The organism is Streptomyces sp. NBC_00986 (genome assembly GCF_045162565.1).
Lineage (GTDB): Bacteria > Actinomycetota > Actinomycetes > Streptomycetales > Streptomycetaceae > Streptomyces.
Window position 1 is genome coordinate 3064962 of record NZ_CP108733.1, and the last position, 15052, is coordinate 3080013.

Annotated in this window: 11 protein-coding genes; 8 read left to right on the plus strand and 3 right to left on the minus strand. The window is 69.4% G+C overall.

What is annotated here, in order from left to right; translation table 11 throughout:
- Positions 1-68: 68 nt before the first annotated feature.
- The 6 genes from OG504_RS13405 to OG504_RS13430 all read left to right on the plus strand — a co-directional run bounded on the left by OG504_RS13405 (position 69) and on the right by OG504_RS13430 (position 9697).
- Positions 69-1316: an FxsB family cyclophane-forming radical SAM/SPASM peptide maturase gene (locus tag OG504_RS13405; RefSeq protein WP_405990021.1), complete on the plus strand. Its 1248-nt coding sequence runs from the start codon at positions 69-71 to the stop codon at positions 1314-1316.
- A gap of 50 nt (positions 1317-1366) precedes the next feature.
- Complete coding sequence (locus OG504_RS13410) at positions 1367-2137, plus strand: hypothetical protein (RefSeq protein ID WP_405990022.1); 771 nt, start codon at positions 1367-1369, stop codon at positions 2135-2137.
- 22 nt (positions 2138-2159) lie between these two features.
- Entirely contained in the window at positions 2160-6149 is a 3990-nt protein-coding gene (gene fxsT / locus OG504_RS13415; protein ID WP_405990023.1) for an FxSxx-COOH system tetratricopeptide repeat protein, read from the plus strand.
- Positions 6150-6203: 54 nt separating this feature from the next.
- The gene (locus OG504_RS13420) at positions 6204-7136 is read left to right on the plus strand and encodes a MinD/ParA family protein (RefSeq protein WP_405990024.1); all 933 of its coding nucleotides are present in this window, start codon (positions 6204-6206) and stop codon (positions 7134-7136) included.
- Positions 7137-7199: 63 nt separating this feature from the next.
- Complete coding sequence (locus OG504_RS13425; protein WP_405990025.1) at positions 7200-8213, plus strand: hypothetical protein; 1014 nt, start codon at positions 7200-7202, stop codon at positions 8211-8213.
- 113 nt (positions 8214-8326) lie between these two features.
- Complete coding sequence (locus tag OG504_RS13430; protein ID WP_405990026.1) at positions 8327-9697, plus strand: hypothetical protein; 1371 nt, start codon at positions 8327-8329, stop codon at positions 9695-9697.
- A 128-nt stretch (positions 9698-9825) separates the two neighbouring features.
- On the opposite strand, the gene OG504_RS13435 is transcribed toward OG504_RS13430, so the two are convergent.
- The 3 genes from OG504_RS13435 to OG504_RS13445 form a co-directional block, all read right to left on the minus strand.
- On the minus strand, positions 9826-11457 hold the full coding sequence (locus tag OG504_RS13435) for a hypothetical protein (protein WP_405990027.1): 1632 nt from the start codon (positions 11455-11457) through the stop codon (positions 9826-9828).
- Positions 11458-11628: 171 nt separating this feature from the next.
- Positions 11629-12396, minus strand: coding sequence for an SDR family oxidoreductase (locus OG504_RS13440; protein ID WP_405990028.1), 768 nt, complete (start codon positions 12394-12396; stop codon positions 11629-11631).
- A gap of 50 nt (positions 12397-12446) precedes the next feature.
- A complete protein-coding gene (locus tag OG504_RS13445) occupies positions 12447-12752 on the minus strand; it encodes a putative quinol monooxygenase (protein ID WP_405990029.1) in 306 nt (101 codons plus the stop codon).
- A gap of 111 nt (positions 12753-12863) precedes the next feature.
- Between OG504_RS13445 and OG504_RS13450 the strand changes: the two genes are divergently transcribed.
- Positions 12864-13403 (plus strand): winged helix-turn-helix transcriptional regulator, encoded by a 540-nt coding sequence (locus tag OG504_RS13450; RefSeq protein WP_405990030.1) that lies wholly within the window; start codon positions 12864-12866, stop codon positions 13401-13403.
- Between the two features lie 236 nt (positions 13404-13639).
- Entirely contained in the window at positions 13640-14863 is a 1224-nt protein-coding gene (locus tag OG504_RS13455) for a hypothetical protein (RefSeq protein ID WP_405990031.1), read from the plus strand.
- Positions 14864-15052: the final 189 nt, after the last annotated feature.

A 15052-nucleotide genomic window follows, 5' to 3' on the forward strand; every position in this document is an offset into this window, starting at 1 on the left:
GGGGCGCGGAACGTCAGGGGAGGCAACGAGGGCGACTTCGGGCGGGACCGTCGCTCCGAGGTGGGAAAGTGCAATCTGAACCGGCATCAGGTGTGCCGCGCGCTTCCTCCGCGTTCTCCCAGTTCGTCGTCAAGCTCCACAGCAGATGCAACTTCGCCTGCCCCAACTGCTACGTGTACGCGCTGCGCGACAGCAGCTGGTCGGCCCAGCCCCGGATGATGCCGCACGCGGTCATGGACCGGACGGCGTGGCGGATCGCCGAGCATGTGGAGCGCCACCGGCCCCCCGAGGCGCGGGTGATGCTGCACGGCGGTGAACCGCTGCTCGCCGGACCACACGGGATCGGCCGCTTCGCCGAAGCGCTGCACGCCGCGTGGCGCGGTCTGGACATTCCACTCGATCTGGTCGTGCAAACCAACGGAGCACTCCTGAACCGGCGTTTCCTGGACCTGTTCGCGCGCTGGGACATCCGAGTCGGGGTCAGCCTGGACGGCACCCGGGAGGCCCACGACCGCAGACGTAGGCACCATTCGGGCCGGGGCACCCATGCGGATGTCGTACAAGCCCTGGAGTTGCTGCGCAGTTCCGAGTACCGCTCGCTGTACGGCGGTCTGCTGTGCACGGTGGACCTCACCGACGATCCGGTGGACACCTACGAGGCCCTGCTGGCGCACGAACCCCCCGCACTGGACTTGTTGATGCCGCTGGGCACCTGGCAGTTCCCGCCACCCGGTCTGCCTGCGGGGCGGGAGGTACCGTACGCGCGCTGGTTCGCCGCCGCGTTCGACCGCTGGTACGACGCTCCGGTGCGGGAGGTCCCGGTACGACTCTTCGACTCGCTCGTCGATCTGCATCTGGGCGGGGCCAGCACCAGCGAGGTGTGGGGTGCGCTCGGTTCCGACGTGGTGGTGGTGCAGCCGGACGGGAGCATCGAGCAGAACGACATCCTCAAGGCGGTGCACGAGGGGGCCGCCCACACCGGCTATCACATCGACGCGCACGGGTTCGACGAGGCTGGTACCCATCCCGGCTTCACCGCCGAGCGGGTCGGGGTCGCGGGTCTCTGCGGGCAGTGCCGTGACTGTGCCGTCGTGGATGTCTGCGGCGGAGGGCTGCGCGTGAACCGATACCGACCGGAGAACGGCTTCGACAATCCGTCGTGCTACTGCGCGGATCTACGTGCACTGATCGAGCACGTGCGCGATCGTGTCACCGGCAGCCTCCTCGCTCTTGCGAAGGACTGTCACAAGGCGGTTACAGGAGAGGCGATTATCCCTATCATGGGGATGCCTGCCGATGTAGAACCGTTGCACTGATCAGAGGAATGATCCGGGGGACCCAGGGGCGGGAACGGGGGGGGCGAGGCATGGTCCCGTACTTCTTCATCAGCCATGCTGTGAGAGGCACTGGCAGAGCGGACGTCGAGTGCTTCCGTTTCGATTTACAGGCCGAGATCCGCGGCAGGCTGGGCCGCGACCGCAGATTCGACGGAGTGATCGCCGACTACCGGGGACTGGACGTCAGAGGCGGACCACCGCCCCACACACCGGCCATGAACTGTCGCGCTCTCGTGGTCCTCTACTCGCAGGAGTACTTCCGTTCTTCGTCCTGCTCCTACGACCTGGCCGTGTTCGACGAGCGGATGAGCTGGCGGCTGCACCGCACGGGTGATGCCTCGGTGACCCCGGTGGAGGTCGTGTGGAACACGGTGGGCCTGCCGGCAACACTGGCCGAGGAGACGGCCCGGCAGTCGGGATCGACGGGCAACGACTACCCGCGGCACAGTATCAGCCAGTTGATCCGTGATCCTGCCGCCCGGGGCGGATACATAAATGCGCTGCGCGGGGTCGCGGACCGGGTGCTGGCCGCCGCTGAAAGCTCACCTCCCACCATGACCACACGCGACATCGGTTACCTCGGTCCATTCGGTGCTATGTCGCGTACGTCGCTTGTCTCGTGGGATATGCACCTTGCTCCGGTGCCGGTACCGTGGCACAGCAGGCGCACCGGTTCGCCACAGGACACGGCTCCGATCGGAGCCGCTCCCGGACGGCCGGACTCGCCTCCCCGCACCAGATCGTGGTTCTCATCCCCGGGGGAAGGCGAACGCCCGATCCTCCGCGGCCCGCATGGCTGAGTGAACACGTGGAGCAGCATCAATGAGCAGCGTGGAGCCGGAACCCCCCGGCGCCGAGGCCGCCCATGAACCGGCGACCATCGTCACCTTCTACTCGTACAAGGGCGGAGTAGGCCGCACCATGGCCCTCGCCAACGTGGCCTGGATCCTGGCCGGCGAGGGCTACCGCGTCCTCGTGGTCGACTGGGATCTGGAGTCCCCGGGCCTGCACCGCTTCCTACGCCCGTTCCTCAACGACCCCGAACTGGCCGACTCCACCGGTGTGGTCGACATGGTGCGGGACTACGGACGGGACGTCGAGGCCCTGGACGAGCTGGAGCTGTCGGAAGAGGAGTACGAGCGGCGGCTGGCGGAACTGCTTGAGGACCACACCGATGTCCGGCTGCACCGGGACACCCTGCGCTGGAACCACTTCAAGGCCCCGGGTTCCGTGGAATTCCTCGGACCGGGCCTCCAGAACGACGAGTACAGCAGCAACGTGGCCCTGTTCAACTGGGCCGAGTTCTACGGGCAGTACCAGGGCAAGCGGTACGTCCAGGCCCTGCGCGAGCGGCTGCGGCAGGGGCCGTACGACTATGTCCTCATCGACAGCCGTACCGGTCACTCTGACAATGCGAGCGTCTGCACCCTCTGGCTTCCCGACGTCGTCGTCGCGGGCTTCAACCTCAGCAACCAGTCGGTGGAGGGCACCGCGGGCGTCGCTCGCCAGGTGTACAAGCAGGCCCGGGAGACTCAGCGGGACATTCGCATCCTCCCCGTGCCGATGCGGGTCGAAGCCGTCGACCGGGAGAAGGCAAGTCTGCGGCGGTCCTACATGGAGCGCCGTTTCACCGGGCTGGTCGGCCCGCTGACCACCGGGTCTCTGGAGGAGTACTGGGGCCAGGTCGAAGTCCGCCACGACAGCTCCTTCTCGTACGAGGAAGTACTCGTCCCCTTCACGCTGCTGCCCGGCACGCACTCGTCCCAGCTCGCCGCCTATGTACGGATCGCCCAGGAGATCAGCCGTGGAAAGGTGTCCCAGTCCCGCCCGGTGAAGGAGCCACTGCGGCTTCAGTACGAGGCCCGCTTCGCGGAGGTCAGGCCGTCGGGCCAGCGCACGGCACGGATCGTGCACGCGGCGCGCGATCGCCAGTGGGCCGACTGGATCCGTACGGTCCTCGCGGGCATCGGCATCAGCTGCGAAACCCTGGGCGAGTGGCAGGCGGAGCCCGGGAACGCGGCGGCGAAACCGACGTACACGATCCTCGTGGTGTCGCCCGCGCTGCAGTCCGACCCTGCCCTCGACGACGTCATCCAGGAGCACCTGAAGGCCGTCGGCCGGCTCCGCTCGGGCGACCGCAACGCGTCCATCGTTCCGGTGCGGGTCGAAGAGGCACGTGTCCCGGTGCCCATCGCGGACCTGCGAGGGCCGCATCTCCAGGGGCTGGACGAGGCGGACGCCCGGGAACTGCTCCTCGACCACTTCAACCAGAACGGGCGCCAGGCCGAACCGCGGGACCGGCGCGGTGAGCACTCGTCCGGCGGGGCACGCTTCCCCGGCCGGATCCCCCGGATGTGGAACAGCCCGCCGCGCAACGCGAACTTCCTGGGCCGGGAGACGTACATCGGGCAGTTGCGCGACGGGTTCCTCCCGGGCCAGTCGGCGACGCCGGCGATCCTCACCGGTCTCCTCGGTGTCGGAAAGTCCCAGATCGCCCTGGAGTTCGCGTACCGCTTCGCGGCGGACTACGACGCCATCTGGTGGATCACCGCAGACAGCGCCGAGAGTGTCCGCGAGCAACTGGCCGATCTCGGCGAGCAGTTGAAGGTCACGAGGAGCACCGCACCGGGCGCCGTGCGCGAGACGCTGGGCGCGCTGGCCGGTGGCCACGGCAAGTACCGCAGGTTCCTGCTCGTCTACGACAACGTGCGCCGCTCCTCGGACCTGGAGGGCCTGCTGCCCGGCGGCGGCAGCACCCACGTGCTGATCACGTCGGAGACCGGGGACTGGAGCGCCACGGGGCGGCAGCAGGAGATCGACATGCCGACCGGGGACGAGGCCCGTGAGCAACTGCGCCGCCACTTCCCAGGACTCCCGGCCGAGCAGGCTGCCGAGATCCTCGCCGCGTCCGGCTGCCTCCCGCAGGCCGTCGCCCAGGCGGCGGCCTATCTCGTGACCACCGGGCTGCCCTTGCAGGAGGCGGTCGTCCTCTACCGCGACACGGTGAGCGGCCGCTCCACCGGGCACGACGCGGTCGCGCGTGCGGAAGCGGTCCGTGCCAGTGGCTATCCCACGCAGGCGCACAACACCTGGTCGGTGTCGATGGACTCGCTGCGGGAGGCCTACCCGCTCGCGGAGAACTTCCTGCGGCTGCTGGTCCACATGTCTCCGAACGGCGTGTCGATCGACGCGTCCACCGACGTGCTGCGCTGCCCGGCCGCGCTGGCCTGGCTGAGTCCGCCGGACGGGAGCCCGCTTACGGCGGCGTCGGCGGGGTACGCCTTCCACGCCCTGTCCGACCGCGCGCTGGCCCGTCTCGACTACGGCATCAAACGCGTGGTGGGCGACCCCATGGGGCTGGCCTTCCTGCGGGCCGAGTTGTCGGACGAGGAGTACACCGAGTCCCGCGCGTCGGTCCAGCGGATCCTGGCCTCCCTGGCGCCGCCCGACACGGAGGTCGACGATCCGCGACACGCTCCCGTCTTCGCGGAACTCGACCAGCACGTCGACCCGTCCGGGGCCGTGGACAGCGACCACGACGAGGTACGGCGCTGGCTGGTCAACCAGGTGCGCTACCGGCGCCTCGCGCGGCGCCTCGAATGGGCCCACGACCTCGCCGAACGGCTTCTGGAGAAGTGGTGCGCGCGGTACGGCCCTGTGGAGAGCACCGACGACGTGCTTCTCCTGCGGCTGACGGTGGAACTCGGCAACGTCCACCGCGACGCGGGCCGGTTCACCGAGTCCGAGGAGATCAACCGCAAGGCGCTTCAGCGGCTGCGCGCCACACTGGGGCTCGACCATCCGTACACGCTGCGCAGCGCGACCGGCCGGGGTGCCGAACTGCGCGCGCTCGGCCATGTCCAGGAGGCCTTTGCCGAGGACCAGTCGACCGCGGAGATCCTCGCCGAGGTGTTCGGCCCCGACAATCCGTTCACGCTGATGGCCATGGGAAATCTCGCGTTGTCGCTGGCCATGGTCGGCATGACGGCGGAGGCCTTGGATCTGCACCGGGAGACGTACGAGCGCTGCCGCAGCGTCCTCGGTGTGGAGCACCGGATGACGTGGAGCGCGGCATCCCAACTCGGCAACCGCTACCGGGAGTCCGGGGACTACACGACCTCGCTGCGGCTGCTGCGTCAGGCGTTCAACGAAGCCGAGGAGCGCTTCGGCCAGTCCGATCCGACGACGTTGCTCGCGTCCCGTGGTCTCGCGGCGACCCTGCGGCGGATGGGGAGCGGGGACCCGGACCGGATCCGGACGGCTCGCAAGTGCGACTCGGACGCGGTACAGGGCTGGGTGGCGTACGCGGGTCTCGCGCACCACGAGCAGCTGGCGGCGCAGCTGGCCCTCGCCGCGGACCTGCGGTTGTTGGAAGAGCACCGGGAGGCCTGCCGGCTCGCGGAGGATGCCCTGACCCGGTACGGGAGTTGGGGGGAGTCGCACCCCTTCCGGCGAATCAGTCAGGTGAACCTGTCCCTGTGCCGACGCTCCGCGGGGCTCGTCGACGACGTGGCGGAGCTCAGCAAGGAGGGTTGGGAAGGCCTGTGCGACACGCTTGGCCCGGACCATCCGCTGACCCTCATCGCGGCGCTCGACCACGCCAACGCCTTGGTATTCGTAGGTGAGTCGGCGGCCGCCCTGGAAATGGACCGCCGTACGTACGAGCTGCTGCGAATCCGCTGTGGGACCGAGCACCCGCTGACGGGCTTCGCCGCGACGAACCTCCAGGACAGCGAGGCCCGAGTGCGGGACACCGGGCCGGCGCCGGGAGCCGAGCGCATCGAGATCGACATCGACATGCCGTACATCTGACCGGCGCCGCGGGTACGGCGGACAGGTGTGGTGGTCGTGGTAGGGAGGCCGGCGGTGACCGGAAGACGGAGCAGGGATCGGAACAGCCATGGCGAGCGGGAACTCGGCAGGCCCTGGTCGGCGGCGATCGTCTCGCCGCGCGCGGGGGATGGCGCGACCCTGGTCACCGCCGCCGCGGGAGCACTGATCGATGCGGTAACCGGGCCCCAGGGGCAGAACGTGATCCTCATGGACGCGGATCTGCACACCGCGGGGCTCACTGCGTTGCTCGGCGCCTGGCACGCCGTGGGGACCGAGGACGGGTACGGGACCGGACCGAGCGGCGATGACGGCAGAGGGCTGACCGGCTTCGCCCTGGAGCGGGACATCGCGCTGTGCGACCGCTCGGTGCAGGGACGGCTCCAGGAACTCCGTTCCCCCGACGGGCGCAGCGGTGACATGTCACTCCTGGCGGTACGCGCACCGGGCAGCGCGGCGCTGGCGGAGCTGTCCGATCTGCCGAGGATCATGGGCAGGGCGGTGGAGTTGCTCGCCGAACTGGCCGGATGCCTGCTGGTCGACTGTGGACCGGGTTGGAATCCGCGGACCCGGCGGATCTGCGAGACCGTCGAGTACGTCTTCATGGTGGGCCGGGAGGGCGCGCGTGCCCACCCGGACACCCTTCGGCTGGCAGAGCACCTGACGGAGTCCGGACTTCTTTCCAAGACCATCGGATATGTCGCGAACACACCCGAGCAGAAGCCGGAATTCACTCGACGAAGTCCGCAACTCGCCGGGCATAGTCCAAAATCCGCTGTTGGAGGAAGCCATTCCGAGGGCACACTCCCTGTAAGGACCATCATCGATCTTCCGTACGACCCGCGGGCCGCGCAGACACTCGGACATGGCAAACTGTCCGGCCCGCAGAGCCCCTTCGAGAATGCCCTCTGCACCGGCATGGAGGCGCTTGAACCAGATCTGTTCCGCACGGGCTTCGACATCGGCTGAGGGGGCGTGGTGGAAACCGTGGATCGCAACGACTTGGACGCTCCGGCCCAGGACACCTCGGTGATGGACCCGGCACGCCACAGCGCCGCCCATGTCACCGCCGACAGCCAGGAGTTCATCGACCTGTGCGCCGAGGCCCTGGCCCGCGACGGACTCCACCATGTGGCCGCGTATCACCGCGGGGTCTACAACTACTCGGTGGACGTGCTGGACGGGCTCGGCACGGACGGCCTGCTTCCCGGCGGCCTGAGCACCGGATCGAGCCGTGAGCTCTACATTCGTGTGGGCCGTCAGCTGAACTTCCTGCTGGGACGCATGGACCGGGCGCTGCGCCCGGTGGAAAGCGGTCGCCTGATCCGTACCGTACTGCGCCTGGGCGAGGCGTCCGTCTTCCACTACTACGTCCGGCCGGGCGAGTACCTGACCGGCGTCTCGCTGGGACAGGGCAACGACGAGTCGGGCGACCGGGCCATGGCCCGCTTGGCTACCCAGTTCGCACTGACGCTCCGTCAGCGAGGCCTGAACTACGGCGGTTTCGAGGAGGAAGGCCCGAAGGATCCGCTCCGGAGATCCGACCTCGCGGTGGCGTCCGGGCCGACCACGGAAGAGGAAGCACTGCACACCGACCGGTCCGGGATCCTCGGGCCGGACCAGGACGAGATCCGCGCGCTGTGCGTCGCGGCCCTGTCGGCCGAGGACCTTCACTACGCGGCGTACTTCGACCCCGCCGCCGGCTTCCTCTCCGCGGACGTGCTCGAACTCGCCGTGCTGGCTCCCTACTTCCGCAACATCAGCCGACAGGAGCGCCGGGACCGCTACCAGGACATCGCGCGACGACTGCCCTTCGTCGTGGCCCGGCTGAACCACTCGCTCCAGGCGGTTCTGCCGGGACGGCTGACGCGGACAGTGTTCGACGTGGACGAAGGGGCTCTCTATTACTTCGCTGCGGGAAGCGGCCCATTCCTGCTCGGCGTCACCCTGCACCAAGATCGGGTATTTCATGCGGATATCCGCATGAATATGCTGAACAATTCAGTCGAACGTGTCATCAAGGAAGGAAAGTCGAGCGGTCATTGAGGGTTTTCCCTCGCCGAACGACACAATTGACGGTTCTCGGGGCCTGGCGGATACGAGAACTCTAAAATCATCGGTACTCCGATGGCCAGAGTGTCGGAAGGGGGGTGATCCGCATGGCCTCGAGTACGGCCCGGAAAGGCTTCCTCGGTGCCACGAAACACCTCTGGATCCTGTGCGGGATCATCGGCATCGGCTGGGCAACGGGGGCTGGTGCCGACACCGGAGGACTCAGCGGTTCCTCGCTCTACCTCTTCTTCACCACACTGCTGCTGGCCGTCGGGCTGTATGGCAGCACCTCCGAGATCTCGCTCCGCGAGGCGAGGGAGGACCTGAGGCTCCTGTCCCTCGCCGTCACCGTGGGAGTCGTCGCCAAGGCAGTGCTGATCGCCCTGGTGCTCTGGTTCGTACTGAACGAACCGGCCTACCTCATCCTCGCGGTCGCGGTCGCGCAGATCGACCCCCTCTCCGTCGCCGCACTGCGCGACTCCTCCCGGATGTCCCCCCGCGGCAAGACGGTCCTGTCCGTCTGGGCCTCCTTCGACGACCCCGTCACGGTGCTGCTCACCGCCTACACCGCGCCCATCGCCTTGCGCGCCCTGCACGGCAACCCTGCCAAGGAAGGCGTGGCGGCCACCTCGGGCGGCGATCTGCTGGACTACGCCGCCCAGTTGGGCTGGAACGCCGCCCTGGCGGCCGCGGCCGCGACGGTGTGGCTACTGCTGCGTCGCAGGTGGGGCAAGGACCCGTCGCAGTGGTCCCGTACGGCGCAGGTCCTCGCCGTGTTCCTGCTGCTCGTCCTCGTCGTGGTGGCCGCCGGATTCACTCTGATGCTCGGTATGGCCGTCGTCGGGCTGTTCTTCCGCCCCACGGCGCTCCAGCGCCACCTCGGTACCATCACACGCGGCGCCTACGGGGCGGCAGCCTTCACTCTGGGACTGCTTCTGGTCGAGGGCATCGACCTCGTCCACGGTCTGGTGCTGGGCGCGGCGGCCTACGGTGCCCAGATCGTCGTCGGTTCGGTGCTGGCCCGGAAGCTGGACCGAGTGGACCGGGTCTCGCTGGCCCTTGGCCAGCAGAACGGAGTGACCGCCGTCATCCTGGCCCTGTCGCTCCAGCCGATGTTTCCGCGGGCGGTTGCGATCATCGCTCCGGCCATTGTGACCGTCAACTGCCTGCACTTCGTCGCGAACTCCTTGTGGGAGCGGACCCAGGTCGATACCCCCGCCCCTCACGCCGTCCCCCTGAGCCACTGCACCGGACTGTCTGCACAGGAGCTGTCCGCTCTTCCCTCAGCCCTGCCCTGGAAACGCCAACACGACGCCGGCAACCCGAGTTGGAAGGAATCCAAGGCCGAGGCCGCCCCCTTCAACTTCGGGAGACTCGGCACGACGCATCGGCCGGCCGCCGATCACCCGGATCCCGGGCGGCGTCCGACCGGGCCCCGCGGTTACATCCGGCGCGATGTCGTACATGAGGGCGAGTAGGTCCGCTCACGAGCGTCCGGACCGAGTGTTCCGGCCCAGTCACCAAACCGATTTGACGCGCACTCATGGCGAGGACGATCACCACGTCGCGCACTGGACCCCCTGCGCCCGCGCCAACTGACCGCCGCCTACCGCCGATTGAGAGAACGTGTCACGCCGGTGACGATGGTCGTCGCGAGGATCCACCCCGACGCGGTGAGCAGGTAGCCGATCCACTGTGTGCCGGGCGTGGGCGTGAACGCCGCCCCTTGTCCGAGGCCGATGACGGGGAGGAGATGGTCGAGGGTGAAGATCACCGGGTTGAAGACCTCCGTGCTGCCGGCCGCCGTGCGGGTCGGCCGCCGGACCGTGAAGACGGCGGAGCCGAGCGCCAGCAGGCCCAGCAACCAGAGGCCGGCGCGCATGGGCCGATAGCCGTAGCCGACCGTGACGTCCTGGACCCTTCCCCAGATCCGGGCGTACCACGGCAGGACCGTTCGGCGGCGGCGCTCCTTGAGCAGCGATACGGTGCGTGCGTCGTCCTCGTGGCCCAACGCGCGGTAGGCGAGAGTCAGTTGCTCGAAGGGCTGCGGTGCGTAGCCGGAACCGTCGCGCAGCAGCCACCGTACGCGCTGTCTCGGCGGCAGCGGGGTCTCGAAGCGGTCGTAGCGCAGACCGTCGAGCCTCAGCTCGTCGGGCCAGCTCCGCCGGTCGTCCCGGATAACGCCCAGCACCGCGTGACGGAGGTCGACCAGGCCCTGCGGCCGCCCCGCCATCCGCAGGTCCGCTTCTCCCGCCTGGGCATGTGCCATGGTCAGCGCGGCGCTTTCGGGCGCCGTGAGCAGTGCGTTCAGCAGGGTGATGCGTCCCTTGACCCTGGCTCCGGCCAGCTCGACGGTCCCTTCCGCGGTGAAGTCGTTGTCATCGTTGTCGTTGTCCAGGTGCAGGCTCGTGCCGACCTGCAGGTGGTTCCCGTCCAGCGCTCTGCGGTCCGGGTTGCGCAGTCGCGCACCCCGGAAGTGGACGAATCCGTCAACTCTGCTGCCCGGTAAGGCGAGTTCACCCGTCACGCTCAGACGGTCGGACAGGAGGTCGCCCCCGACGGACATCCGTGCGGCTCCCAGCGCCACGCCGTCGGGGTTCGACAGCCGGGCATCGCTCATGTCGATGTCACCGCCGACATGAGCGCCCCGCAGGATCACCTCGCCCTGGGCGGTGAATCCGTGCCGCATCCGGATGTGGTCGTCCACCTGGACCCGGTTGGCGGTCAGGGCGGGACCGTCGGAGTTGGCCAGCCGGGTCCTGTCGAGGTCGAGGATGCCGGTGATGTGCGCGCCGTCCAGGTTCAGCAGGCCGTCCAACCGGCAGTGGTGCACGCGCAGATTGCCGTCCACCGACGCGTTGGCGGCGTAGAACCGGACGAGGCGGCAGCGCTTCAGGCTGAACTGTCTGGTGCGCGCGCTGTAGAGGGTGACCCTGTCCCGGAAGTCGCAGCCGTCCATGGTGACGCGGTACGGGATCTCGGCGTAGTCGAGTTCCAGCGATCCGTCTATGCGCGCGCCGTCGAGACGCAGGGCGGGCACATGGCCCGGCTCGGCGACAGCCCCGTCGAGCAGCAGCCACGTGAGCGCGGCGCCCCTGACCACGCGCTCGGGCCCCCAGCCGTCACTGTTCGCCGGCTCCCCGTCTGCCTGATCGTCAACCCGCAGGTCCAGCTTCTCGCCGCGCGAGAACGCGTCCCGAACCCGTCGCTCGACCGGAGTCAGATCCTCTGCCCGCACACTTCTCCCCGCCCCCGAGCCGCGTCGCCCCGTACGTTACCCAGGCGGTGACGGGCCCACAGCAGGTTCGCCGACCCCTGGCGGGCGGATCCGCCGGTCCTCCCCCGCGCTCATCGCGGTTCCCGTACGACCCAGCACGCGTCCGGCACGAACCCGTCCCCTACGGGACGTCTACCAATCGATCTCGGCCAGCAGGAAGGGCTCGTCCTCGGGAGCCGCCTTGCGCGCCCGCAACGCCCGTTCGGCGGGTGCGCCGGCCGGTACGCGCAGCGGAGGTTCGGGGTGTTCGATCGTCGCGGCCACCACGGCGGCCACGTCCTGCGGGGTGACGAGTTCGCCGCGGAGTGCGGGGAGTGACTCGTAGAGCGGGGTGTAGGGGTCGTTCTCGCCGAGGTACACCCTGGCCCGCTCGCCGCCGCCCGAGGAGACCGCGCCGGGCTGGACGACGCTGACCTCGACACCGAAGTGGCCCGTCTCGATGGCGAGTGTCTCGGCGAGTGCCTCCAACGCCCATTTGCTGGCGCCGTAGGGGCCGATCATGGGCAGCACCATGCGTCCCTGGATGCTGGAGACGAAGACGAGACGGCCCGCGCCCCGTGCGCGCATGGCGGGCAGCACGGCCTGCGCCACCCGCAGCGCGCCCAGGGTGTTGACCTGGAAGAGCCGTTCGACCTCAGCGAGCGGGACGCTCTCCAGGGGTGCGCGCACGGTTTCCCCGGCGTTGCTGACCAGGACGTCGATCTCGCCGGCGTCCCGGACGGCCCGGTCGACGCTCTCCTGGTCGGTGACATCGAGGCGGAGGCGCCGGTCGACGGGGAGGCCGGCCAGCGTTTCGGGGCGGCGTGCGGTGGCGATCACCCGGTGGCCCCGGCCCGCCAGCGCTACGGCGATGGCTCGGCCGATGCCCTGGGACGCGCCGGTGATGAGCACGGACGACATGGTGGACCTCGTCTTTCGTGGGTGTCGGCTTCGCGGGGTACGTACGCGGCTCAGGCGGCGGCTTCGGCGCCGACCAGCTCGCCCCGCATGAGCCGTGTCGGACCTTCGGCGCAGGCGCCGGCCTCGGCGAAGAACGCGGCGAAGTACGGGCCCGCGGCGTGCGCGTCGAACGCGTCGACGTCCGCGTAGACCTCGTTCAGGTAGAGGACGTCCGGGTTCTTCTCGTCCGCGACGACCTCGAACCGATGGGAGCCGGGCTCGTTCGCGAGGGAGTCACGAGCGGTCCGGTGGGCCGCCCGGACGAAGTCGTCGCGGTGCTCAGGCTGGACGGTGAAGGAAACCAGGAACTGGTACATACGGCGCTCTCCTCAAGGTCGACAGGGTCGGTTCAGTGACCGAACCGGCCATGGTGAACACCGTAGCACCGTCAGTTCAGTGAGTGAACCGCCGCTGGTAGAATCGGTGGCATGACCCTCCCCAACACCTACGCGGACGGGAACTGCCCCCTCGCGCGAACGCTAGAGGTCGTGGGCGAACGCTGGACGCTGCTGATCCTCCGCGACGCGTTCTACGGCGTCCGGAGGTTCGGTGACTTCGCGGCCCAACTCGGGGTCCCGCGGGCCGTGTTGACCAACCGGCTGAAGTCGCTGACCCAGGAGGGCGTGCTCACCCGCGAGGACGCCGGAGCCGGCCGTGTCGAGTACCGGCTGACGGACAAGGGCCTCGCCCTGTGGCCGGCCGTGCACGCCCTGATGAACTGGGGCGAGGCCTTCTACTCCCCCCACGGAGCCAAGCGCGTCCTCCGTCACGACCTGGACGGAGGTCTCCTCGACCCCGACGGACGGTGCCGGGACTGCGGCTCGGCCGTCCCGGTCCCGGAGATCCGGATCGAACCCGGCCCCGGCTTCCGGGCACCGGACCACGAAGGCGACCCCGTCTCCAGCGCGATCAACACTCCCCGACGGCTCCTCGACCCGATCGTGGCAGCCCCCGCACCCGGCCGATAGGACGGCACCGGCGCCGTGAGCCGCGTCGGTGGGCGCGGCCTGCGGAGCACGAAAGGACTGACACCGGCACCGTCTGCCGCACGAAACCACAACCGTCCGGTGACAGAACCGTCGCACAGGACGCCACAACTGGATGCCGGGGCGGCAGGTCCAACTGGGCGTGAACGGCAGGCGGTTCGGCTCGCCGTCTCCGGCGTGGCAGTCCACCGCGCCGCACACGCATCCTGGGGGAAACGTTGAACAGCACTGCACGCACGCTGCGTTCGTCCGTGACGGTCACGGGGGCCGGCCTGCTGCTGGCCGCCACCGGAGCCGTCCTGGCGCCGTCGGCCACGGCCGCGACGACGGACTCGCAGCCGCCGGCCCTGGCCGTCTCCACCGCGGCACCCGCGGAGATCGGACTGGCGGGCCAGCCCGTCGAGTTCACCACCACGGCGTCCAACGTCGGTACGGAGGACACCACTTCGGCGCGGTTGATCTACCACATCGACGGCGGCGCCGGCCTGCCGCCGAACGCCGTCAGCCTGCAGTACCGGCTCAGCGGAACGGCGTGGAAGACCGTGCCGCTGACCCTGACCGGCACGCAGTTCTCCGGCGAACTGCCCGAGTCCTTCGCGCTGGCCGCCGCCCAGTCGCGGACCGTGCAACTGCGCCTGGGGCTGCCCATGGGCACCCCGCACCACGGCGACAGCAACGGCGGCGCCGACCACCTGAAGCTCAACACCCTTATCTCCTACGGCACTTCGGGCGCCGCCAACGACACCGACGAGGACACCGTCAAGGTCGACGGACTCACCGCCGGCCTGTCCGGCGTACCCACCACCACCGCGGGCGGCCCCGGGGTGACCTTCGGCGCCACGGTGTCCAACCCCACGGCCTCCGCGTACGAGAACGTGACGGGCGTCCTGTTCACCAGCCGCTACGCCACCGTGCAGGTGCTGAGCGCCGGCACCTGGAAGACGCTCAAGCCGATCACCGCCGGCAACGAACCGGACGTGTACGGCTTCGCCATCACCGGCAAGGACTCCGCCCTGGCGGCACACAGCGACGCGGCCGCCAAGTTCCGTGTGACCTACCTCAAGAACACGCCGGCCGGGAAGACCACCGTGCACCCCTGCGCGTTCGTCAACGAGGGCTCGACGCCGTTCACCGGCACCACGTTCTGCGGGGCGTCGGCGTCGATCACGGTGAAGGCGGCCACCTCCGGCACCTCCACCCCGACCACCTCGGCGACGCCTTCCACGTCGGCCACCCCGACCACGCCCTCCACCTCGCCCACGGCAACCAACACGACGTCCTCCGGAACGATCTCCGGGACCACCTCCGGAACGACCACGCAGCTGGCCAAGACCGGGAGCAGCGGAATCTCGGCGACCACCATGACCGCGTCGGGCCTCATCACGGCCGGAGCGGGCACCCTGGGCCTCATCGCCCTGCGCCGCCGCCGCACCCGCGCCTGACACCCGCGCCTGACACCGGGGCCCTGGCCGCACGCACCGCAACGACCTGCCTACGCAGGCGCCGGTGCGCCGGCCAGGGCCCTCTTCGGTCAAGGGCGGCTCTGCCCCCAACTCTGCCCCCACGGACTCCCCAACTCCAGCCCCCCATCAGGTAAGAGGGAAGAGCACCCGCAACAGGCCAGGGCACCC